The following is a 23,296-nucleotide window of genomic DNA, read 5'->3' as shown; positions in this document are numbered from 1 at the left end:
TGTATTAAACATGCCGAGAATAAATTACAAAGGCCGCATCCTGGGTTTACTAATCATCGCTTTCATAACTACTAATGGGCTCCTTCTTTTTTTAGATGAAGGTGAGAAAGTGGATCGTAAATCCTACATTCATACATGGTCGAAGACAATCACCTATGATTTACTGGAGAAGTTTGAAACAAAAGGGGTCTTCACTGCCCAGGAGAAAGCGCCGATTTATTTTAATGGAAACAATGGAACGTTTGATGAATTCCTCATTCAGGAAGGTGACAAGGTTGATGAAGGGGATGCTCTTTATACATACAATGTAGCCAACTATACTCAGCAGGAAAACGAGTTGGAATCTGAAATTGGCCGGATTGAAGAAGAGATCGATGCTATAGAAGAATACATTGATGAAATAGAAAGCTACCAAATCCCTGAACCTGAAACGGAATCATCGAATCGCAGTAATATCTTCGGTCAGAACGATGAATCTGAAGAAACTCCTCCCTCTTATGTGGAAACAGAATATTTACAGCAGGAAGAAATAGCCGAGCAGGAAGCTGAACTTAATAAACAGGAATCTCTTCTGGAAATGGCAGAAGACCAGTTGGACCAGCTGCAGGAGGACGGAGATCAAATCACCGTCACCAGCTCCTTCTCTGGTGTAGTCACTAACCTTTCCGAGGAATTAAACGATCCCTTGATTACTATGGAGTCAACCAGTCTCATCGTGAAAGCAGAAGTCCGTGAAGATGAGCGAAACAGGCTTTCAGAGAATATGGCTGCCAAAGTTAAAGGGGAAGATTTTAATTTCGAAACAACCGGAACACTTACAGATGTTCATCAGTTTCCTGAGGAGATTGGTCTTAATAAAACAAGCCGCTATCCCTTCACTGTCTCTTTAGATGATATTGATGAAGAGGTCCTCCCCGGGTACCACGCGAATGTCGAAGTGACCACAAAAGAAGCTCTAGGAGCCATTACCGCTTTACAGGAAGCTTTAATCACCGACGAGAACCTTTATGCCTGGGTTATGAATAAAGAAGGAAACCTAGAACGTCGTGCCATTCAATCAGGACTTGAAACAGATGGACTGATTGAAATCGTGGAGGGACTTGAAGCGGGAGAGTGGCTTGCTGTACATCCAAAAGATGAATTCAGAAATGGAGCAGTCTTTTTCACACCTTTACACATTGATGATTTAGACGTAAGACAGATGTTTAAAATCAAAAAATCCTCCATACTGAATTACAGTTTACTCGGATTTTTATCAAGATAAGATAAATTAGACCACCGGCCCCTCTATGGGGTCGTTTTTTTGTCCAGATGAATTCCTACAAAGCAGTCCATTATTCAAGCCACCAGCTGACACCCTCCTCATAAAACATGGTGATCTTCCAACTGTATAGGTTCCTTTTCAACATATACCTCCGATACCGGGTCGAAATAAACACTTCCTCAGAAGGACCTTAATCTCCAATATATACGGTAATCAAGTTTTCGGAGATCAATGCCACCTCCTTAACTGACTTTCTTATGATCATCAACACCAACATTTAACAGTTAAAATTTTATAAGAAAATGGGTTAAATGCTTTGCATATTTTTCAGGCACATGGGACGATAGAAAGTAGAAGGAACGAAACTGGGGGCCTAATGATGAAACTAAGCGTACTGGATCAGTCCCCTATCTTATTAGGGACCGACCCACAAGAAGCCTTAAAACAGACAACGGAACTCGCAAAATGGACAGACGAGCTGGGATTTCACCGCTTTTGGGTTTCAGAACACCATAGCACAGGAAGCTTAGCGGGATCTTCACCTGAAATTCTGGCTGCTCATCTTGCAGCACATACACAACGGATAAGGATTGGGACCGGAGGCGTTTTGCTGCCGCACTATAGTTCCTACAAAGTTGCTGAGTCTTTCCGTGTCCTTGAGACACTTCATCCGAACCGGATTGATCTCGGGGTCGGCCGTGCTCCTGGAGGAATGCCGAATGTTAATTTAGCTCTAAACAACGGAAAGCTTCCTAACGTCGAAAGCTATCCTTCACAAGTTGAAGAATTAATGGCCTACCTGCATGGACAGGACCCTCAAGGCATGGGGATTCAGGCTACACCTCAAGGGGAGACGGCTCCCCCGATCTGGATGCTTGGATCAAGCGGAACCAGCGCAAGAGTAGCCGCAGACATTGGGGCTTCTTATTCGTTTGCGCACTTTATTAATGGGCGTGGAGGAACAAGAGCCATGGACCGATATCAATCTTACTTTTCGCCATCCATGCAGCAGACGGAGCCTGCGGGAAACGTTTCTGTGTTCGTAGTTTGTGCTGAAACAGATGAATATGCGGAGTATCTTGCATCAAGTTTAGACTTGGCCCTGCTCCAAATTGAGAAAGGGGGAAGGCGCACCCACTTCCCTACACCTGAAGAAGCTCTTTCACACTCTTATACCATGTTTGAAGAAGAGCGGATTCAGGACAACCGAAACCGGATGATTGTCGGTTGTATAGATCGGGTGCAGGAGGAAATCGAGCAGCTTGCTGAAAGCTATGGTGTGGATGAAATCATTATCAATACGATTGTTACCCCGTTTGAAGATCGCTTGAAATCCTATGAACTCCTGGCAGATGCCTTTCAACTCAATACAATCCAAGCTACCAGAACATAAAGTTCTGGTAGCTTTTTTATTTTTTTGCTTTTCAGGTGGAGGAACTCTGAACGGACTGTAAGAGGAAACCTGAAATACAAAAAAGAAAAGACTCCCCTTATTCATTTCCCCCTTCTTAATCCGATATAAAGATTGGCAGACATCATAAAAAGGAGTGATGAACGTGCAGCGCTCATATAGAGGGGTTGTCCTAATATCAATTATTTTTTTCTTAATGGGATGCGCTCAAGAAACATCAAACGCTAAAACTGACCAAGACATCAGTGCAGGACTGATTGTTACGGAAAGTGGTCTCGGGGATGAATCTTTCAGTGATTCAGCTTTTCAAGGCTTGGAAAAAGCCAGAGATGAACTAGGAATAACGTTTGATTACCGGGAACCATTTGATAGTGACTACGAAAAAAACACACGTGAACTTGTCAGCCAGGAACATGAAGTAATTATAGGTCTTGGATACAATGCACAAACCGCGATTGACACGCTTGCAAAGGAATTTCCAGAACAATCCTTTGTGTTGATTGATGCAGTCTCTGACCTTGATAATGTGACCTCCATTTTGTTTAAAGAGGATGAAGGCAGTTATTTAATCGGCTTACTTGCAGGAATGAAAACGAAATCAGATACCGTAGGTTTTATCGGGGGAGAAGATATTCCTGTCGTCAACCGATTTGAAAAAGGTTTTAAAGCAGGCGTGAAGAAGGCGAATCCTGAGGCTGACGTGCTCATCGAATACGCTGGTACATTTGATGATGATCATAAAGGAGCCTCGATTACTAAGCAGATGATTAATCAAAAAGCCGATTACATCTTCCCAGCTGCAGGATTTACAGGCATTGGTGTTCTAAAAGAAGCCCAAAAACAGGGAATCTATGCATTCGGAGTAGATAGCGATCAGTTTTTCGTTGCTGAAGAAGCTGTAGTCACATCCATGTTAAAAAATGTAGACGTTGCTTTATACGGGGTGATGCAGCAGCTGAAGGATGGAGAAAAATTGGATGGGGACACTCACACGCTGGGGATTAATGAAAACGGTGTCGGGCTTGCTCCTGTCCGCCTTATAAAATTAACCTCAGAACAGGAAAGCATGTTGAACAAAGCTTCAGGAACAAAATAAAGGAGGAACAGTTATGACAATCGGCCGTCGACTTTATACGATGACCTTGATTCCACTGCTGCTATGTTTGACCCTTATCGGATTCGTTGTCTTTCAGATGATTGATTTGCAGCGGTCCACTAATCAGGATGTACAAATTCTGTTAGATGGGAAGGAACTTCATGGACAGTTGGTCAGTGTAGAACAAGCTCTTACTACATACAGTTACAGCCCGGCAGAAGGGGCTAAAAATGAAGCCCTTATGCAAATCGAGCAAACCGAAACTCTTCTGGGACAAATGAATTCTTCAATCATTACGAATGAGCAGGAACGTTGGTACAGCCAGGCTGAAATTAAATTTACGGACTGGCAGGACACCACCGTCCAAGCACTTACGAACGAAAACGTCAATGAAGTCCAAAGACAGGCAGCGAGAACATCTGGAATCATTAACGATGTATATATGCTCCAGAGAGAAGCTCAATCCTGGTACGATGCGCAAATAACAGCCCAGCAGAAAACCATTCAACAGTTGATTCTATTTACAATCATTGCGGCCGTTGTTCTTACTGCATCCTCCATCCTTTCCACTTCGCGTTTAAGGAAACACATCGCCGTGCCGATTCGACGCTTGGCAGAAAAAGCTTCCGAAGTAGCTGATGGAAACCTTACGACATCTATTGAATGGGATGGAAAAGAAAATGATGAGATTGGGCAGTTAAAGAAATCATTCCGCATGATGGTGGACAATCTACAAAAGACGGTTGCTTCTGTCCATGATATTGGGCAGAACGTGAAGGACTTCAGTTCAAAGCTGAATAACGAAATGACAGGGTTGTCAGAGATATCGAGTCAAGTGAGTCATTCAACCGATGAGCTTGCTCAGGGAAGCCAGTCCATTTCTCATGATGTTCAAGATGTGGCTGTCTTAATGGAAGACTTGAGCCACCGCTTTGAAACCAACCAGGAGCAGGGACAACAGTCACAAGAAGCAAGTTCGCTTGCCCTTAATTATGTCACTGACGGGCAGAGAAGTATTGGTGAACAACGTTCTTTAATGGATAAGAGTTCTTCTTCTCTATCCAATGTTGAGTCTTCTGTCAACCAGTTCATCCAATATACAGACCAAATTGAATCAACAGTAGAACTGGTCAACGGGATTGCAGAACAGACAAATTTACTTGCATTAAATGCCGCTATTGAAGCAGCTAGAGCCGGTGAGCATGGTAAAGGATTTGCTGTTGTTGCTGAAGAAGTCCGGAAACTTGCCGATCAGTCTACGAAAGCCACTGGTGACATATCCAGGATGGTCAACCAGATTAGAGACGGCGTCCAAATAATTGAACAGGAAATGCAGGAAACAGTAAAAGTTTCTGAACAGCAAAACGCGTCGGTGGATACTACAAAAGGGGCCTTCGAGAGAATCAGCACACAAGTAGAATCCATTCATCAGCAGTTAGAAAAACTCGTGCAAGGTTTAGAACAATCCAAACAACAAAGTTCTCATGTCCAAGTTTCCATGGAGAATGTAAGCAGTATTGTTCAGGAAACGGCTGCTGGAACAGAAGAGATATCTGCCTCCACATTGGAACAGCAGACCGCATTCAGACAAATGATAGAAGAAACAGATAATCTTGAAGATATGATCGATGATTTAAATGGACAATTGAAGCACTTTCATTTAGAGGAAGTAAAAGAAGATAATGAGGAAGAGTCTTCTCCCCGGACCTTGGAGGACGAAGACCAGACGTTGACCGCTTCAGCTTCCTGAAGCGGTCATTTTTTATCTTCTTTTTGGTCTACCCGCCGGTCGTTCCAAAGAACGCAGATCTTCTTCTAAATTCATCACCTTTTGATCCACCATCATCCTTGCGTCCTCAACCCCTTTATTATAGAAAAAAGGGCCCATCTCTTCCGCAAGTGAAGTCACCCATTGTTCTGCCGCTAAGTCACCTATTACTTCTCCTCTTTCAAGTTCAAAAAGCTCTTTGACCCGTTCTACCATATAAGAGCGCTCTTCTTTTTTTAATTTCATTGGTTACCCTCCCTTTTCCCTTATATCGTATCACACCCAACTAATAGAATGTTTCAGCCTTCAGGGAGGAAGGAAACCGTAAAGGGGGTCCCTGTCAGATAGTCCTTGATTTCAACAAGAGCCCGATGAAAGACTTAACTCAACACACCAATCATGCCATTCCAACAACACAAACAGCTTTATTAGGATTTTCATCTTTAAAATGGACCTGTACTTCACTAAACCCCGCCTTTATGAGCATAGAGCGAAGCTGCCCCCCTAGTACTTCTGTGGTATCGTCATCCGCTCCTTTTTCATGGGGAAGGAGGGTTAATGCAATCCTTCCATTTGATCGGATTAAGGATCGTATATGACTCAATGTCTCTACAGGGGCATGCCAAAAAGAAACGTTATTGACAGCATAGACTTTATCTAGTGAGTGTTGGAAACGGGATAAATCATGCGCTTCTCCATGAAAAATTCCGATTTGATTTGGATTTTCATATTTTCTCAGTTTCTTCAGAACGGTTTCCACCATGGTTTCAGAAGGATCCACCCCGTAAATGGTGACTCCTTTTACACACGCTGCTTTTACCAGACCATCTCCCGGACCAAAGCCAACCTCTAATACACGATCCCCCTCTTCTATACTTAGAAAAGATTGAGTCCAATCATTCAGATGGTTGTTTTCTCTCGCCATAAATTGGCCGGCAAGTTTACCAAAGATCCCACTCGGCTTAGCAAATTGTTCATATATCACTCGAGCCCCTCCCCTTTCTCCTCCTTTTCTTTACCCTGTTGGAATAGGAGTCACGCATCCATAAGAGCACGATTAGTTTCCTTCTCATCATTTTGTTTGTATGATAGATGATAGATGAAAGAGATGTTAAGGTATGAATTTATTATAAGAAGAAATAAGGGGGAGAAAGATGAGAACATGGAACGTTCTTTTAATATTCATGATTGCCTTGTTAGCCGCTTGCGGACAATCAGAAACGAAGACAAAGGACTGGACAAAAGAATCCTGGGATGAAATTGAATCCTCCGCTGAAAATTCAGAAGTACGCCTCTATATGTGGGGTGGAGATGAAGGAATCAATCGATACATAGACAAATCCGTCGCTCCGGTTTTACAGGAAAGATATAAAATGAACCTTGAGCGGGTACCTATGGATACGCCGGAAATTTTACAAAAGCTTCAAACAGAAAAGCAGGCGGGTAAACAGGATGGGACCATCGATCTGATCTGGATTAATGGGGAAAACTTCAAAAATGCTAAAGAAAACGATCTATTGATGGGTTCTTTCACAGAAACACTTCCAAATTATAATGAATACTACCAAACCAACGCTCCCGCTTTTCAAACCGACTTCGGAACAGAGGTGGAGGGAATGGAGGCACCTTGGGGCAAGGTTCAATTTGTTATTTATTATGATTCTGAGAAAATTCAATCCCCCCCTCAGTCATTCGAGGACTTACAAACTTGGATTCATGAAAACCCGGGAAAGTTCACATACCCAAGAGCGGAAGATTTTACGGGGAATGCCTTCTTAAGACATGTCCTCTACGCACAGGCGGATAATCCCGAAGACATCTATAAACAACCTTTAGATGAGGAAAGATTGTCAGATACAGCCGGTCGCACATGGGACTATCTAAACGATATCAGTAAGGACCTCTGGCGTTCAGGTGAACACTACCCCAATGACCTTACAGAACTTGACCGCTTATACAGTCAGGGTGAAGTGTGGATGACCATGGGATATAACGAATCGCGGGCCGAATCACTTATTGAAGAGGATGTCTTTCCTGCTTCTACACGATCTTTTGTGCTTAAACCCGGCTCTATTGGAAATACGCATTTTTTATCAATCCCATTCAACAGTACCAATCAGGCAGGTGCGCTTGCTGCCATTAACTACATGCTCTCTCCTGAAGCGCAGCTTGCCAAGTATAAACCGGAGTATTGGGGAGAAAACACAGCTATTAGTATGGAAAAGCTGCCAGATCAATGGCAGAAGAAATTTAAATCAGTCGACCGGGGAGCAAGCGTACTTCCTTCTAAGAAACTGGAAGAAAGCTTCCTTCCAGAAGCAGATTCAGATTATGTCGATTGGATGAAAGAACAGTGGTTCAATGAAGTTGTCCAGGAATAGCTCTCTACTTCTGTTTATCCCGGCTTTACTTTTTATGAGTATTCCACTCTACGGTCTGGTAACAGCAGTTTCTCAGAGTCTGAGTGATAGTGGGACGTGGACATTTGATTACTACCGGCAGCTTTTCCAATCTGAGCGATTTATGGCATCCCTCTGGTTCAGTTTACGTACTTCTTTAGCGGCAACGCTTCTTTCCATCATTCTTGGAATGGCGTTCACACGCTTTTTTCACACCTTATTAGAAAAAATGGCGCCCCGATTGACGGTTTGGATTCCTATGCTTTTCCCCCATTTCGTCTGGGGGTATATGGTCATTCTATTATTATCTGAAACAGGCGTCCTTTCTCAGCTTGCACTATTGACAGGCGGGATTGCTGACACGGACGAGTTTCCGATCCTCACAAGGGATCCATACGGTATTGGTATAATCCTTACGTATGTTTGGAAAGAAGTCCCGCTTGTCATCCTTATGCTGCTGCCTGTCTACACCTCCATCCGGCCGGAATATTACGCTTTAGTAGATACATTAGGCGGGACAGCCTGGAACCGTTTTTTCACTGTAGAAGTTCCTCACCTGCTTCCCGTGTTAATTGAAACGATCCTGATTGTATTCTCATTTACACTCTCTGCTTATGAAGTTCCAGCCATGCTGGGAACAACATTCCCTGAGATGATATCCGTGCTCAGTTATGACTGGTTCTATGGAAGTTCATGGGAAGACCGCCCATTGGCCTTTGCCTCCATGGTATGTGTCAGTTTTCTATTGCTGGTTGTCTCTCTTCTTATGTATCTTTACTTAAATAAAGCTAGATGGAGAGCTATGAGAGGAAGTCGTTCATGAAAAATAATAAGCCTGTATTCACAGCTGTGGGAATCGTATTTTTCATCGCTCCGCTTCTGCTTTTACTTCTTCAAAGTCTGAGTGCCCCCTGGAGATTTCAAAGCGGATATGGAGTGGATTGGAAGCTCGAAAGTTTCCGTCAATTAATACGGGACCCTTACCTATGGGAAGCCACCTGGTGGTCCATTTTAATTGGCTTCCTTGTGTTGGTGCTCAATGCAGTAGTCGGGATCCTGACAGGAAAAGCACTCTCCTCCTATTCTTTTAAAGGAAAGCCCTGGGTGGAAGCTCTCCTGCTGTCCCCCATCCTTATCCCTGTTTTAGCAATCGCTATGGGGCTGCATTTATTTATGATTCGTCTAGGACTTGCAGATACAATGATGGGGGTGGTTATCATCCACCTTGTCCCAACGATTCCATACAGCATTAAGATCTTTCACAACAGTTATCAGCAGATGGGGAAAGCATTGATGGAGCAGCCCCATATCTTAGGGGCAGGATTTTTCACTCAACTTTTCACAGTGGAACTTCCTTTATTACGGCCGGCTCTCCGCAGTGTTACGTTTTTGACCATCGTCATCAGTCTTAGTCAATATGCCATCACCGCTATTATCGGAGGGGGACAGGTTCTCACACTACCTATGGTCTTCTTTCCATTCCTGGAGAATGCCAATGCATCCTTGATGTCAGCCTTTTCCCTCTGGTTTGCATTCGTACCTGTTGTCATGTACATCCTGGTGGAAGTCATCCTTTTGCTGCTTCCCTATTCCCGCGTACCTTGGAGGAATCACAGATGAGCTCAATAACTCTAGAAATCAAGCAAATTACTAAACAATTTCATAGCGATCTTGTTCTCAATGGGCTCTCCTTTCAATTGCAAAAAGGAGAGATTATGAGTGTGGTCGGTCCTTCCGGAAGCGGAAAAACGACACTGTTACGCGTTCTCGCAGGTTTAGAGAAACCTACAAATGGGACCATTTATATGAACGGAAGAGATGTAACAAAACAGAAAGCCAATCGCAGGGATATCAGTCTCGTTTTTCAACAACCCCTCCTTTTCCCTCATATGTCGGTGGAGGAAAACGTTGCATACGGAGCAAAAGTATCAAAAAAATACACGCAGGAAAAAGTAGACACGCTATTGGAAGCCATAGGGATGACAAAGTACCGGAGTCATTTCCCTTCTGAAATATCAGGAGGCCAGCAGCAGCGGACCGCCCTTGCACGTGCCATGGCCACAGAACCTGAGGTCATCCTATTTGATGAACCTTTCAGCAGTCTTGACCCGAGCCTGCGTCAGGGCCTGCGGTACTGGGTCAGAAATTTCCTTGTCGAACAGGAAACGACCGCGATATTCGTCACTCACGATATGGAGGAAGCCATGATTATGGGCGACCAGATCGCTGTCTTTCAAGAGGGAAAGTTCCAACAGATAGGCGCGGCTAAGGTCTTACATGAATCTCCAGCCAACATGAAGGTAGCCTCTTTTATGGGCGGTCATTTAATCTTAAATGACCAGGAGTATGTCCCTTTGCAGGCGATCGAACTATCTTCCTCTCCTTTTAAAGAGGATACACAGACCTTTGAAGGTACGGTTGAACATATCACTTATCAACACGGAAGACCGATTGCTCATATTGAAATAAAAGAGTCAGGGGCAAAGGTTCCTCTCCCATTAACCAATGACGAGCAGCTGCAAAACGAAGTCTTCCTTTCAATTCCGGTATCAAGCATACAAAGATTCAGAGGAACCATAGATGAGTAGGAAAAGCATCATTCGCTCTCTTGCGTTTATTGTCATTTTAGCGGGCGCTGCCTGGTTCGCTCGGACACAACTAGAAGTGGATCCCAAAAATATCCGTGCTTATATCTTATCGTTTGGAAGTATTGGGCCTCTCATCTTTATGGGGCTTTATATCATTGGTCCCATCGTTGTATTTCCTACTTCCGTTCTTTCGCTCGCTGCAGCCTTTGCTTATGGCATATGGCCGGGAATGCTTTATATCATCATAGGAGCAACTGGTGCAGGAATTACCGGTTATTTTATGGGGAAATTCTTCGGTGATTCTGTGTTAAAGTTTCATCAATCCAAATGGGCGTCCTCCATTTATGAACGAATGAAAGGACAAGGCTTTATGTACGTCTTTATCCTGCGGTTAATTCCGATTGTGGGCTTTGATATTCTCAGTTATCTTGCAGGTATGACGAGGGTGAAATTGTTTTCGTTTATCCTTGCGACCGTCATCGGGATGCTGCCAGGAACTTTTGCCTACAGCCTCGTTGGTACAAGCCTGGCAAGTGGGGACCGGACGCTGATCTTTATTGCATTAAGCACGTTTGCTTTAATATTGGTCACGACATTTCTCCTCCGTAATAAAGTTCGTGCCTGGTTGAAGCTATGAAAGAGAACAATTTCGGTCACAGTTAACGGATCAGACTATTCTTGTAGTAAATATTAATAGTGCCTGACATTAAAAAAAGAGCCTCTGCAAGTCTCCTTGAGAAGACAGCATAGGCTCTTTATTGGTATTTATCCATAAAATCTGTATCAATCTTATTCTTCAACTGCCAGGCTTTGTGGTTATGGGCACTGACCGCTTTATAAACTAGAAATCCCTTCCTGCCACCAGTTGACAATATATAGAGCGCATGTTTTTGAGGAACATAGGATTGCAGTGATTTCCCTTCCAGGAAGTTCATTAAATTTTCCCATAGTACGGGACCCTGACGTACAGCATAAACACCACTTTTCGCGATCTGCGGATAGTCCTCCATTGTTACACAGTCTCCAGCTCCAAAAATATAATCGAATGATTTAAATTGAAGAGTCGGCCTGACAAGAGCAAATCCCCGATCATCCGTCTCTATCAAGGAACGTTTAAATATGTCATCTGAAATTGCACCGCCGAGCCAGAGGACACCTGTATGACGAACTCTGTTGTTCTTTTCCGTCTGCACGAATTGGTCATAAATCTCCTCCACACGCTCCCCTTCCCACACACGCACACCTTTTTTGTTAAGTAAATTTCTTAATCTCGCTGAAGTCCATGCCGGCGCACTCGATAACACACGCTCAGAAGTGATGAGTCTTACCTGACCAGGAATCTTATGTTTTTCTTTATAAGCCTGAATAGACAGGGCCAGCTCCGTTCCTGCCGCTCCGCCTCCTACGATTAAAGGTTTCGTGGTTTCTCTTAAACTTTTTATTTTATCAATAAAACGATAGTTTGGTTTAATCGTGTGCGCCACCGTGTCCTCATACTCAACAGGGAGGCTTCTGGAACCAATATCGAAGCTTACGACATCAAAAGGATAAACCGTTCCATCTTCACACACAACTTTTTTGCGGTCGGCTTTTACTAAAGCGGCTTTCTTTTGAATAAAATGCACGCCGGATTTTTTGGACAGCTGAACCAGGTCAATACGGGTGTCTTCTTCAGAATAAATCCCTTCAGTAAAGCCTGAGAACATTCCAGAATAGAACTGGTATGAAGAGGGGGAAATCATACAGACATCCACATTTCTTAACATGGATTCCTTGAAACGACGAAGAACCTCCAAATGGGCGTGACCGGCTCCGACTAATAACAGGCGCTTTGACAACTTCAGACCTCCTTATAGAAAACGTCCACATGGTTCAACCATGTGGACGTCAAATCAAAGACTCGCTTGTAAAAACTCTTGAACCTCTTCAGGAGTTTTCGCATTCGCACTATGCAAATGGGCCATTTTGTGTCCATCTTTGAATATCAGGATACTTGGAATACCCATAACCTCATATTTCTCCGCAACTTCCGGCAGTTCATCGCGATTTACGTCGTACCAGCTGTATGTCTTATATTCCTCAAGAATCTCCCCGATAAACATGTCCATACGGCGGCAGTCAGGACACCAATCTGCTTGAAATTTCACAATAACCGGCTGTTCGCCTGCAATTGTTTTGTTAAATTGCTCCATAGTATGAATCGATTCCATCAAACTCATTCTCCTTTTATTGATAGCTAGTTCTATCTTAATAAAAAATTACTTTCTTGTCTTTTCACACGCTCACTTATATTCCACTCTACCTAATAACCAGGCAGCTAGCAACCCAGCCAGGAAAGCAATAAAGCTGACAATCATTAATGCTGAAGTTTCTGGTACACCGGGAAAAATAACGAACACAGAGCCAATGACAAGTCCAATAATCACTCCAAATGTTCCAGATGTGTAGTTGTCCAGGAAAAACTTAACAATTTTACTCATAGACACCAGCCCCAACAGAATACCTAAACCGACAACAGCGATAATATCGAATCTAAAATCAGAGATTCCTGAAGTGACTGTCGTATAAACACCAATAATCAATAAAATAAATGAACCACTGATCCCAGGGAGAATCATAGCACTGCTTGCGATCCATCCAGAAAAGAACAATAAAAGATAGCCGGTCCATGTAAGGTTCTGCATCGGTTCAGATTCTGCCGTTTGAAAAAATGCCATAGAAGCAACAATCGCAGCACCAATCAATAAAAGCATATAATGGTTCGCTTTAAATTTATTTTTCATCTCTGCTTTATGGGTTAAGTATGGCAGTACACCAATGATTAACCCTAAAAAGAAAAACTGCGTCGGACCCGGGTAGTGTTCAAATAACCACTCGATGACACGGGCAAGCAGCACAATGGATGTGACCACTCCCAGACCAAGGGGCAGCAGAAATTTCAAATGCCTTTTCCATTCTTTACTAAAGAAACCGTTAATTGCTTCAATTAGACGATCATAAATTCCTAAAACAACCGCAATGGTCCCTCCACTGACGCCAGGGACAACATCACTGGCCCCCATCAATAGTCCGCGGTAAATATTTCTCCATTCCCACATAGTCGTTTACTCCTTTGTATCAGGTAGATTCTATTTTTATTCTATCAAACTTATCCAAGATTTTATGATACATTTTAAGGAATAAAAACACAAAGAGAAAAGGTCCGGAAATTACCGGACCTTACTCATTATGCAGACGTCTTTTCCTCTTCTCTCTTTCCTTTATCCAAAGCCATCTTGTCAGCTCTTATCGCTTTATACAAGGATACAACCATCATGACCATAATAAATGAAAACGGAAAAGCTGCTGAGATCAGCGCATTCTGCAGGGCTTGTAGTCCGCCTGAATAAAGAAGAACTGCCGCCATGGATGACTGAATAATACCCCAGACAAACTTAACCATTGTTGGAGGAGTCAATGAACCATTTGTCGTCTGCATCCCTAATACAAAGGTCGCAGAGTCCGCAGATGTAATAAAGAAAGTACCAATAAGCGTCATAGCAATAATTGATAGGATCAGACCAAGCGGGTAGTTATCGAACATGCCGAACATTGCTTGTTCTGTCGCAAGTTCCGCTAAATCGTCTCCTCCATTTTGTTGAACTTGGATAGCAGAAGAACCAAAGGTAGAAAACCAGAGGAACCCAATAACTGAAGGGACAAGAAGAACTCCAGATAAAAATTCCCGGATTGTGCGCCCTTTGGATACACGTGCGATAAATATTCCTACGAAAGGCGACCAGGCGATCCACCACGCCCAATAAAATACGGTCCAGTTATTAATCCATGTACGGTTTTCTTCACTGTTTGGTGCAAGACGGAAACTCATAGACGGAAGGTTCTGTAAGTATGCACCTATGGTGTCTGTAAACATATTCATGATAAACAATGTCGGGCCAACAATCAGCATTATGACTAACAGGGCAATAGCCAGAATCATATTGGTGTTACTTAAATATTTGATCCCTTTACTCAGTCCGGTATAGGCGGACATCATGAATAGAACCGTTACTATTCCAATGATGATCAACTGAATACCAAAAGAATCTTCAAGCGGGGTCAGAAATGTGAGCCCTCCATTAATCTGGGCGGCACCAAAACCAAGCGTGGTAGCCACACCTACAATAGTTGCAAAGACAGCAATAATATCAACGAGTTTCCCCCAGGGACCTTTCATTTTATCTCCAAACAAGGGCTCCAGTGTCGCACTAATGAGCGCCGGTGCCCCGCGTCTGAATTTGAAATAAGCTAAAACCAGGGCGACAATGGCGTAAATTCCCCAGGCATGTATCCCCCAGTGAAAATAAACAAACCGCATGGATTCATTCAAGGCTGCAGCTGTACCTGTCTCAGCTGTAGGGGCGTTATTCGCGTAAAAATAAATCGGCTCAGCCGCTCCCCAGAATACCAGTCCAATTCCCATACCGGCACTAAACAGCATAGCGAACCATGTGGCATAATTATAATCCGGAGTATCTGTTGCCTTCCCTAATTTCATCTTTCCATAAGGACTAAATATCATATAAAGGCAGAAGACAACGAAACCTGTAACAATTAATAGATAATACCACCCGAAGTGAACCGATATATACGATTGTATTTTACCGGTAATTGCTTCAAGATTCTTAGGAGCTGCCGCCCCCCAAATAACGGAAAATAATGCAATAGCTAATGTTACCCAAAAAACAGAAGTGACTTTTTTCATTGTTTACTCCTTTCTGAAGATAAACTTCTCTCCTATGTGATAGTCGAATACAGTGGTGAAATGGAGATTATTGTATGATTAACGAATACCCATACCAAGAAAAAATAAACAATTTTAATATAACCACTCATAAGAAAGAGCCTTTGAAACAATCAAAGGCTCTTTCTTTTACCCACCCCGTAATCTTTTTAAAAAGGTTCCCACACGCTTCTAAACAGATATAGTTGTGAGGCTCCCGGGAGGTGTGGATTCTGCCGCTCCATTACATCCTACACCTCCAAATAATGTCTTTCATGTAACCGCCGATAGAGCCGCCAAAAAGCTGACACGATTAGTACAAGAGTGCTTCCAGCCATGGATGTTGAGGTTGATGATGCATCAGTGCTTGTTTAAGCCACTCTTTTTGACGGTTATTCAAATACGGAAAGACAGCGAGAAAATCTTCTAAATCCTTTTTCCTTGTGTGAGTAGATTTATACAGCAGAACAATTTCGGGGTTTAAATAAGGGATCCCCTGTTCAGATTGTCTATGCATATGCTCTAACTTATAAGAGAGCCCGTCATCACTGCGAAAACGCCAACGCCCCCTCACTTTTTCATTCAGTAGGAAGTCCAGCTGGATGCCTCCGGGAGAAAAAGCATGAATTTCATGTGTAGGACGTTTAAGGTGCCTCTCCCCTCTCCAATCTATTCGTTCTTCCCCCTCTCCCGCCAGAAATTCCCATCCCTCAAGCCATTGATAGAGCATCATCTGATCCTCACGAAAAACAGCAATATTTATATTCTCATGCTCTCTCGTCACTTCTCCAATGTGCAGATCAACTGCCCATCCTCCTGCTATCATCCAATGCCCTTGAAAACCTTCCAGCCACTTCTTTACTTCTATACACGATTGAAACATCCGAACCCTCCTCTTCCCATTGTTTCCTAATAAACAATCTATTAATCTGTCTGCACTGCTCTTCCAACCGCTTCCTTTTTGTTACAATAAAAAAAGACAAAGGAGGGATATATTTTCTTGAAGGGAATTTAGTGGAACTCAGACCCATTTCAAAAGAAGACTTGAACCACTTATTTAAATGGTCTGATGACGAAGAGCCGGCTGACCTTGGACACAGAAGTGCGTCAGCGTATCAAAACATCACTCCTATAGACTTGGAAGCCTTCTGGAAGGAAGGCTAAGAAGCAACGAATACGTGAAAGGTGCCTACTACGACACCATCTTGATGGAAATGTTACGTTCGGAATTTGACGTTTATGCTAGGTTTATGTTTCCTTAAGGAAAATATAGGGAAACGTTTTAACGCTGGGTTCCGCTGAAAAAAAGCATTTTATTCGAAAGGAGACGACGATGAGAGATCAACTGAAAAACCCTGTTTTTATCATTTCTGCATCCGTTATTACCATTCTTGTCCTGATCGGTGCTGTCAATCCTGAAGGTTTTGGTACAGTAGCCGGAGCATTATTTAATTTTACCACCGTGAATTTTGGCTGGTTTTATCTAATTTCTGTTTTTGGTTTCGTCATTTTCCTACTAGCCCTGGGACTTAGTAAATATGGAAAAATAAAAATTGGGCCACAGGATTCTAAACCGGAGTTCCCTTTTTTCACATGGATTGGGATGCTGTTTTCGGCAGGGTTTGGTGTAGGGCTTGTCTTTTGGGGCGTGGCTGAACCAATGAGCCATTACTTCGCAACTCCCTTCTCTGACCTGGAAGCACAAACAGATGAGGCAGCGCGTGTGGCTATGGGGTATTCCTTTTTTCATTGGGGAATCAATCAATGGTCGGTTTTTGCGATTGTTGGTTTACTCATTGCCTTTTTACAATTCAGAAAAGATAAAGACGGACTCGTATCCACAGCTTTAGAACCAGTGCTCGGAAAATCCAAACCGGTTAAATACACCATAGACTCACTGGCTGTAATCGCAACAGTTATGGGGATCGCAACTTCCCTCGGTCTTGGTATACTACAGATGAATGGTGGATTAAACGCTGTTTTTGATGTACCGAACAATACAACGATTCAGCTCACCATAACAGCTGTACTTCTAATTTTATACTTAACTTCTTCCAGTACAGGGCTTAATAAAGGAATCAAATGGTTGAGTAACTTAAACCTTGGTCTATGCCTTGTTCTGCTTTTATTCGTTTTTTTCGCCGGCCCCACTGTTTTTATTTTAAATAGCTTCACCCTGGGACTAGGCGATTATATTACGAACTTTGTAGGCTACAGCCTGCGTTTGACTCCATATGAAGGTGGTTCCTGGCTTAGAGAGTGGACCATTTTCTACTGGGCGTGGGTTATTGCCTGGTCTCCATTTGTCGGCGCTTTTGTTGCCCGCGTATCCCGGGGAAGGACGATTCGGGAATTTATCTTTGGTGTGCTGATTGTCCCTCCTTTAATTGCCTGTTTGTGGATTGCCACTTTTGGAGGTACAGCCCTGAACAGTGACTTGAATAACGGGACAAAGATCGCAGAGGCCGTAAATAATGATATTACGATTGCGCTTTTTAAAACGTATGAATTCCTGCCTATGACAGGTATTCTATCTTTTTTATCCATCCTGCTAATTGCCACTTTCTTAATTACGTCGGCTGACTCAGCTACCTATATTTTAGCGAGTATGACCACGAATGGAAGTCTCACCCCTGCTCTAGCTATTAAGATTGTGTGGGGATTACTGATGGCTGCCATCGCGGCTGTTCTTCTTGTTGCAGGCGGATTAGATGCTTTACAAACCGCTTCTCTGGTTTCCGCTCTGCCATTTACGGTGATTATTATCTTGTTTGTTTACGCGTTTATAAAAATTATAAGAAAAGAACCAATCCCACAAAGAAAAGAAAAGGCACAGTACAAGGAAGAATCAAAAACTGCGGCAAAATAAACAAAGTCTGCTTCAGTTATTTATTTCTCCAACACGACTCTCTTTCAAACAGGTGGGTGTGCTCGAGAGCTTTAGAATTTCAGTGAAATATAGATCAATTAAAAAGAAGGCACCCTCTATAGAGGGTGCCTTCTTTTTCAGCCGATTCCCGGATCACCTGGGTCATGTAATTTAAAGGAACCTATCCCAGGGTCTCCTGGATCTGATATATTACCGAATTGTGACCATCCACTACCTATCACCAATAAAAAAACGACGAATAACGTACTTAGTGCTTTTCTCATAAAAGAGTGCCTCCTAATTTGTTTTCATTCGTTTCATGTATTCCAATGGAATACGCGCAAAAAAGTGATCTCCCCGCTCGTGAATAAACCGCTTATAGGAGTTTTCTAACATTCGTGAATCATAAGTAGCTAAACCTAAGTAACTCTCTTGAAACGGAGTTAAAGTTGTTAAAGATTGCAGCGTTTTTCTAGTTGTTTTATAATCCCCGTTAGCCAGAGCCAGGTGGGCATTCTCTATTGGATCCGGCGTAAACACATCCTCCGTCCTCTGGTGAAAAGCTGCAATAAAAGGAAGTGTATGATGATTAATAGATGTTACAAAAGACTGCAGCTGTTGTGCTTCTGCAATTTCCAGCGCTTTATTTAGAGGATCCATTGCTGATTCATAACCATTGAAAAGCTGACACAACGAAAGGATATGGTACATTCGACTTTTTCTACGGGGAGATAACTCTGCATTAATCATCTTGTAGGCATATCGGCTTGCAAGAATCGAGTTATCTGTCTTCCAGTAGTGATGAAATAGTAATTCCTGATAACGCTGGTTCAAATAATAGTACATTAATGGTTCATTAACAGCACGCAAAGCTTGATCGCAGTCTTCCAAATACTTATCTAATGCTGTATATATTTTCAAGTCATAGTAGGAATAAACGAGGAGAAAGAGCTGGAGACAGTGTAACGATGGGTGGCTGAATTGAACCCTGCTCAGTTCATATAACTGCTCTTTTGTGACAGGGGTTTTTACTCGCTGATGCATGAGTTCGTAAAGGTATTTCACTTCGTTCTTAATATATGGAGAATGAAGGATTACAGCTAAGTCCTCAAAAAAATCATTCATGTAGAAGAATTCCAGACAAACAATTTGTTCATCGATGTCCATAGGAAAACGGGAGAGAATAAAGTCCCTTGTACGAAGGACAGCATCCTCCCTTGGATACTTCTTAAGATTATGTAGATAAAGGTCGTATATAGAGGAACTCCGACTCATCTGTAATTGTGTTAACGGGCTCGGTTCAATTAACTGATGTTCAATCATAGGCCCAAAACCCCTCTCCTGTATCTATTTTCATTTTATTGAATCTTCTGTCACTTGTCCACGTCTTTGAACTAAGACTGCCCGTTTTTCTAGTATGAGAAACTTTAAAGTATGGACTGTGTGAGAAACCAGACATTCCACAAAACCAAACCATATACAATGACCTTTTCACTGCTGGATCCTGTACGGAAAGTAAACAGAAACTGAAGATGCTTTTTTGAAAGAGGATAAAAAAGAGGAATCCCTTTTTTCGTCAGGTAATCAGCGAACAAGTGGGAAATCACACCAATGACTAACCCATCCAGAAGAACCCGGGGGACCTGGAGTGTTTGTTCAAGAATGTAACTATATCCAATTAATACCCCAATAAAGACAAAAGAATGCGTCATTTTCCTGTGCCCTCGAATCATAATTAAGATCGGAAGCAGGAGCATGACAAAAACTTTCAATTCATCTCTGTATGTATCTAAATAGTGCGGAACGAAAAGGTAGCACAAAAAAGCAATGGTGAAAATAGTGATTAATCCTCTCCAAAACTTATGGCCTAATGTAGAAGTTGGTGTATCAATATCAGGCAGTAAAGATCCCAATAAGATAAATACAAAAAATAAAATCATTTGAAATGGGTGTATGGTCACCACCTCAAAAGCAGGAATCAGCGTCACAGCCCCTACTCCAAAGGTAAAACCAACCACCTGGTGTCCTGGTGCCATCATGTTGTATGTAACCCCTCTTTTATTTATCGGTCAAAAAAACCCACCGTTAAGTGGGTTTTCTATTCAGCATTCTTTTTCAGGCAGGCCGAGCATTTGAAATTTCGGGCCTTCCATTGTTTGTTTTCCTTCTATAATCAAAGATTCTGTCATATGGGCAATGCGCTGATCAATGGCTACGGGTATGGAGTTAATATAATGCAATGTATCGTCCCCTTGAGGTTCACCAATGGTCATCCCTATGTCAGGTTCACCACATCCAAACCCTGCAAAAAACAAACGCAGACTGCCACCGTCTTCATCTTCTATAATCTGCTGCAACAGGTCACGTGCCTGATCGGTGATTTTCAATTCATTCACCCCTTCGACTATAAAATACCATATATAGCCCGCTGACAGAAATAAAAACAATCCATAGGCCTAAGTTTTTTCTCCTAGATCAGTCAAATGGTCACAATAAAAAAACTCCAGCGGATTCTTCGCTGGAGTTTCTTATGGATTTATACCGCTTTTGCGTTAATTTCTACATCAATATTGCCACGGGTCGCTTTAGAATATGGGCAGACTTTATGGGCTTCTTCCGCAAGCTCTTCAGCTTCCTCTTGAGAAACACCTTTAATCTCTACATTCAGAACAACACCGACTTTAAAACCATTATCAGATTCGTCTTTCATTAAGCTGACATCAGCAGTGATTTGAGAATCAATATCTTTCTTCTGTTTGCTTGCCACTAAATTTAGAGCACCGTCATAACAAGCGGAATAACCAGCAGCAAAGAGCTGCTCGGGATTGGAACCTTTCTCTTCCCCTTCTCCAGGCATAGAAAGATTTAAATCAATTAAGCCATCATCTGACTTTACGTGGCCATTACGTCCACCCTCAGCGGTTGCATGTGCTGTAAACATAACTTTACTCAATATCATCACTCCTCGACTTAATATAAAACTTCCACAACATTCACATACCTCATCTTGCCGTAGAATAAACCTTTCTATTCATCGTAGACACGATATTCTTCTTTAAGCGAATCGGGAGCCATACTTACCATCCATTGAAATATGTAGGTAAAGACAGCAAGGTCATCCACGATTCCGAAGAAGACGAGAAAGTCTGGAATCAGATCCCACGGAAAAAGCAGGTAGGTGATTAAAAGAATGACAGATATTGCTTTCTTTTTCAAACTTACTTCACCGGATTTAAAGAAGCGAATGAGAAAAGGGACTGATTTCCTAATATTAAATAAAAATTTCACTCTACGCCATAATCGTATCATTCTCATTCCTCCTAATTTCATGATATCCTTCTTTTCCATATTTCTATCCTGATAAAACATCCAAACGTCTCACAATTGCTTAAATACAACGTATACTTTACCATTATAAGAAAGAAGTCTCACAGATAAATCGACATATACTAAGACTGGCTACATAGCCCAATTAACATCCTTATGCATACGATATAAATGAAGTAATGGAAGGGGAGAAAGTTGTCATGGAGATCTTACTACTTAACGGAACGATCGTCGGAAAGAAAACACGTACACTTCTTCAAGAAATTGAAAAATATATACAACTGCTGCCTGAGAGTCATGAAACGAAAATCATTGATCTTGAAAATTATGAACTACAATTCGTGGATGGGCGCCCAGCCGAAGAATACAATGAAGATATGCAATCCTTAATCAGACAAATTGAAAATGCGGATGCTTATGTCATAGCGACGCCAATTTTCCAAGGTTCCATTCCAGGCACCTTGAAAAATGTCTTTGATGCTGTATCCCCGTTAGCGATGAGATACAAACCCGTCACGATTGTTGCCAATGGCGGAACATTGCAGCATCACTTAGTGATTGAAAACCAGCTGAAACCAATCCTCAATTATTTCAGGTGTATGGTCACTCCAAACTATGTATACACCCACACGAATCATTTTTCTGTGGATGGAGAGTTGATTGATGAGGACGTTCGCAGCCGGCTGAAAGAAATGACAATCGTCTTCAACCAGTACCTGCAGATGAGCCGCCATTTAGAACCAGATAAATAAACAGAACGGCCTTTCCCAATCGTTTAATTAACCTTGGTCCTATGATAAAACAGGCTTGGCGAGTATTCGCCAAGCCTGTTTTATATGAGCCCGAGTACTTTTGTAACATACTTCTGCGTTTCCCTAAAAGGCGGGACACCTCCGTACTTATCTACATTTCCCGGCCCTGCATTGTATGCTGCAAGAGCCAGTTCATTATTTCCGTCATAACGATCAAGCATGTCCTTTAAATATTTCGTTCCGCCCATTATATTCTCTTCAGGATTAAATGGATCACGGACGCCTAAACTCTGTGCTGTGGATGGCATCAGCTGCATCAACCCCTGAGCTCCTGCGTAACTAACGGCATCTGGATCAAAGTTAGATTCCGTCTTAACGACAGATCGAATCAATTGATGGTCAACACCATATCGACCTGCTGCCTTCTGTATGAGTACTTCCACATCTGTGCCTTCCCCATCTGTCACAGATGGTTGAGGGATCGATGCATGGACTCGCTGTGTGGGATGTAAATAGAGAGAATTTGGAGTTTGAGTTTGGTTCTGGACCGGGTTCATCGCTGCTCTTAATAAACTCTGAAACGTCATATTCTGCATATAACTGGAAAAAACCTCTGAACTGCTATTTCTCAACTTAGACAACGTTTGCATTTGTATCATCTGCTGGACTCTGTTCACATTCACATCCATAACTTCCCACCTATCCCCTTTAATTATCTAAATTGTACATGATTCTCCATATTCCTACAATAAAGCCCAGTTATTTCTTCCATATTTCCAATACTAGACAAAACTTGAGAAAAAAATTGGTTCAAACTATCATTAAGTAACGTTTTTTACTGGTTTTTTTCCCAAAGCGAAGACACTCAGAAAAGTGATACAATAAAATAAGCAAAAGAGAGATTCCTTTATCTCAAACGTTACAACACGTGCTGGTTGTCCACGATTGTAACTTCATTACTCGATAGGATTTCTGGTCTCATTTTTCACATGAGCACACTCTTCTTTTGTTTTTACATTGAATTACCCTACAATTTTTCCCCGCCAGGAAAAATAACCTG

General features: G+C 42.3%; 26 protein-coding genes. 12 read left to right on the top strand and 14 right to left on the bottom strand.

Going from position 1 to position 23,296, the window contains the following annotated elements; all coding sequences use genetic code 11:
* The first annotated feature begins 10 nt into the window (after positions 1-10).
* The 4 genes from LC036_RS16835 (at position 11) to LC036_RS16820 (ending at position 5,521) form a co-directional block, all read left to right on the top strand.
* Positions 11-1,264: an efflux RND transporter periplasmic adaptor subunit gene (locus LC036_RS16835; protein WP_226585412.1), complete on the top strand. Its 1,254-nt coding sequence runs from the start codon at positions 11-13 to the stop codon at positions 1,262-1,264.
* Between the two features lie 379 nt (positions 1,265-1,643).
* The gene (locus tag LC036_RS16830) at positions 1,644-2,657 is read left to right on the top strand and encodes an LLM class flavin-dependent oxidoreductase (protein ID WP_226585410.1); all 1,014 of its coding nucleotides are present in this window, start codon (positions 1,644-1,646) and stop codon (positions 2,655-2,657) included.
* Between the two features lie 163 nt (positions 2,658-2,820).
* Complete coding sequence (locus tag LC036_RS16825) at positions 2,821-3,771, top strand: BMP family lipoprotein (RefSeq protein WP_226585408.1); 951 nt, start codon at positions 2,821-2,823, stop codon at positions 3,769-3,771.
* Between the two features lie 13 nt (positions 3,772-3,784).
* On the top strand, positions 3,785-5,521 hold the full coding sequence (locus LC036_RS16820; protein WP_226585406.1) for a methyl-accepting chemotaxis protein: 1,737 nt from the start codon (positions 3,785-3,787) through the stop codon (positions 5,519-5,521).
* Positions 5,522-5,533: 12 nt separating this feature from the next.
* Here the strand turns inward: LC036_RS16820 and LC036_RS16815 are convergent, their stop codons facing one another.
* Positions 5,534-5,785: a DUF2164 domain-containing protein gene (locus LC036_RS16815; protein ID WP_226585404.1), complete on the bottom strand. Its 252-nt coding sequence runs from the start codon at positions 5,783-5,785 to the stop codon at positions 5,534-5,536.
* A gap of 151 nt (positions 5,786-5,936) precedes the next feature.
* Positions 5,937-6,524: a class I SAM-dependent methyltransferase gene (locus LC036_RS16810; RefSeq protein ID WP_226585402.1), complete on the bottom strand. Its 588-nt coding sequence runs from the start codon at positions 6,522-6,524 to the stop codon at positions 5,937-5,939.
* A 169-nt stretch (positions 6,525-6,693) separates the two neighbouring features.
* Here LC036_RS16810 and LC036_RS16805 point away from each other — a divergent pair, with 169 nt between their 5' ends.
* Genes LC036_RS16805 through LC036_RS16785 form a run of 5 tightly spaced genes read left to right on the top strand, consistent with a single transcriptional unit; the run spans position 6,694 to position 11,163 of the window.
* Entirely contained in the window at positions 6,694-7,920 is a 1,227-nt protein-coding gene (locus tag LC036_RS16805) for an ABC transporter substrate-binding protein (RefSeq protein WP_226585400.1), read from the top strand.
* Positions 7,901-8,761: an ABC transporter permease gene (locus tag LC036_RS16800; RefSeq protein WP_226585398.1), complete on the top strand. Its 861-nt coding sequence runs from the start codon at positions 7,901-7,903 to the stop codon at positions 8,759-8,761. The genes LC036_RS16805 and LC036_RS16800 overlap by 20 nt, the downstream gene beginning before the upstream one ends.
* Positions 8,758-9,558 carry an ABC transporter permease gene (locus LC036_RS16795; protein ID WP_226585396.1) on the top strand — a complete coding sequence of 267 codons (801 nt, stop codon included), beginning with the start codon at positions 8,758-8,760 and terminating at the stop codon, positions 9,556-9,558. Before LC036_RS16800 ends, LC036_RS16795 begins: the two co-directional genes overlap by 4 nt.
* Positions 9,555-10,526 (top strand): ABC transporter ATP-binding protein, encoded by a 972-nt coding sequence (locus tag LC036_RS16790; RefSeq protein ID WP_226585394.1) that lies wholly within the window; start codon positions 9,555-9,557, stop codon positions 10,524-10,526. The genes LC036_RS16795 and LC036_RS16790 overlap by 4 nt, the downstream gene beginning before the upstream one ends.
* Entirely contained in the window at positions 10,519-11,163 is a 645-nt protein-coding gene (locus LC036_RS16785) for a TVP38/TMEM64 family protein (RefSeq protein WP_226585392.1), read from the top strand. The genes LC036_RS16790 and LC036_RS16785 overlap by 8 nt, the downstream gene beginning before the upstream one ends.
* 118 nt (positions 11,164-11,281) lie before the next feature.
* Here the strand turns inward: LC036_RS16785 and LC036_RS16780 are convergent, their stop codons facing one another.
* The 5 genes from LC036_RS16780 to LC036_RS16760 form a co-directional block, all read right to left on the bottom strand.
* Positions 11,282-12,364: an FAD-dependent oxidoreductase gene (locus tag LC036_RS16780; RefSeq protein ID WP_226585391.1), complete on the bottom strand. Its 1,083-nt coding sequence runs from the start codon at positions 12,362-12,364 to the stop codon at positions 11,282-11,284.
* Between the two features lie 54 nt (positions 12,365-12,418).
* Complete coding sequence (locus tag LC036_RS16775) at positions 12,419-12,736, bottom strand: thioredoxin family protein (RefSeq protein ID WP_226585389.1); 318 nt, start codon at positions 12,734-12,736, stop codon at positions 12,419-12,421.
* Between the two features lie 72 nt (positions 12,737-12,808).
* Positions 12,809-13,624, bottom strand: a complete 816-nt coding sequence (locus tag LC036_RS16770) for a DUF368 domain-containing protein (RefSeq protein WP_226585387.1) — start codon at positions 13,622-13,624, stop codon at positions 12,809-12,811.
* 128 nt (positions 13,625-13,752) lie between these two features.
* Complete coding sequence (locus tag LC036_RS16765) at positions 13,753-15,270, bottom strand: BCCT family transporter (protein WP_226585385.1); 1,518 nt, start codon at positions 15,268-15,270, stop codon at positions 13,753-13,755.
* A gap of 331 nt (positions 15,271-15,601) precedes the next feature.
* Positions 15,602-16,171 carry a nucleotidyltransferase domain-containing protein gene (locus tag LC036_RS16760; RefSeq protein WP_226585384.1) on the bottom strand — a complete coding sequence of 190 codons (570 nt, stop codon included), beginning with the start codon at positions 16,169-16,171 and terminating at the stop codon, positions 15,602-15,604.
* Between the two features lie 131 nt (positions 16,172-16,302).
* Here LC036_RS16760 and LC036_RS16755 point away from each other — a divergent pair, with 131 nt between their 5' ends.
* The gene (locus LC036_RS16755; RefSeq protein ID WP_226585382.1) at positions 16,303-16,452 is read left to right on the top strand and encodes a hypothetical protein; all 150 of its coding nucleotides are present in this window, start codon (positions 16,303-16,305) and stop codon (positions 16,450-16,452) included.
* A gap of 169 nt (positions 16,453-16,621) precedes the next feature.
* Positions 16,622-18,157, top strand: a complete 1,536-nt coding sequence (locus LC036_RS16750) for a BCCT family transporter (RefSeq protein ID WP_226585380.1) — start codon at positions 16,622-16,624, stop codon at positions 18,155-18,157.
* Positions 18,158-18,294: 137 nt separating this feature from the next.
* On the opposite strand, the gene LC036_RS16745 is transcribed toward LC036_RS16750, so the two are convergent.
* The 6 genes from LC036_RS16745 to LC036_RS16720 all read right to left on the bottom strand — a co-directional run bounded on the left by LC036_RS16745 (position 18,295) and on the right by LC036_RS16720 (position 21,466).
* Positions 18,295-18,441, bottom strand: a complete 147-nt coding sequence (locus LC036_RS16745; RefSeq protein WP_226585379.1) for a hypothetical protein — start codon at positions 18,439-18,441, stop codon at positions 18,295-18,297.
* Positions 18,442-18,454: 13 nt separating this feature from the next.
* Positions 18,455-19,480 (bottom strand): AimR family lysis-lysogeny pheromone receptor, encoded by a 1,026-nt coding sequence (locus LC036_RS16740; protein WP_226585377.1) that lies wholly within the window; start codon positions 19,478-19,480, stop codon positions 18,455-18,457.
* Between the two features lie 104 nt (positions 19,481-19,584).
* Complete coding sequence (locus tag LC036_RS16735) at positions 19,585-20,193, bottom strand: metal-dependent hydrolase (RefSeq protein WP_226585375.1); 609 nt, start codon at positions 20,191-20,193, stop codon at positions 19,585-19,587.
* A 66-nt stretch (positions 20,194-20,259) separates the two neighbouring features.
* A complete protein-coding gene (locus LC036_RS16730) occupies positions 20,260-20,553 on the bottom strand; it encodes a hypothetical protein (RefSeq protein WP_226585471.1) in 294 nt (97 codons plus the stop codon).
* A gap of 140 nt (positions 20,554-20,693) precedes the next feature.
* Positions 20,694-21,110 carry an organic hydroperoxide resistance protein gene (locus LC036_RS16725; RefSeq protein ID WP_319004495.1) on the bottom strand — a complete coding sequence of 139 codons (417 nt, stop codon included), beginning with the start codon at positions 21,108-21,110 and terminating at the stop codon, positions 20,694-20,696.
* 74 nt (positions 21,111-21,184) lie between these two features.
* Complete coding sequence (locus LC036_RS16720; protein WP_226585372.1) at positions 21,185-21,466, bottom strand: YkvA family protein; 282 nt, start codon at positions 21,464-21,466, stop codon at positions 21,185-21,187.
* Between the two features lie 218 nt (positions 21,467-21,684).
* Here LC036_RS16720 and LC036_RS16715 point away from each other — a divergent pair, with 218 nt between their 5' ends.
* Positions 21,685-22,236: an NADPH-dependent FMN reductase gene (locus tag LC036_RS16715; protein WP_226585370.1), complete on the top strand. Its 552-nt coding sequence runs from the start codon at positions 21,685-21,687 to the stop codon at positions 22,234-22,236.
* An 80-nt stretch (positions 22,237-22,316) separates the two neighbouring features.
* Here the strand turns inward: LC036_RS16715 and LC036_RS18595 are convergent, their stop codons facing one another.
* The gene (locus tag LC036_RS18595) at positions 22,317-22,925 is read right to left on the bottom strand and encodes a lytic transglycosylase domain-containing protein (protein WP_319004494.1); all 609 of its coding nucleotides are present in this window, start codon (positions 22,923-22,925) and stop codon (positions 22,317-22,319) included.
* Positions 22,926-23,296: the final 371 nt, after the last annotated feature.

Origin of the sequence: Halobacillus litoralis, assembly GCF_020524025.1 — a bacterium.
Taxonomy (GTDB): domain Bacteria; phylum Bacillota; class Bacilli; order Bacillales; family Halobacillaceae; genus Halobacillus; species Halobacillus litoralis_D.
This window is presented reverse-complemented; position numbering and strand designations above follow the sequence as displayed.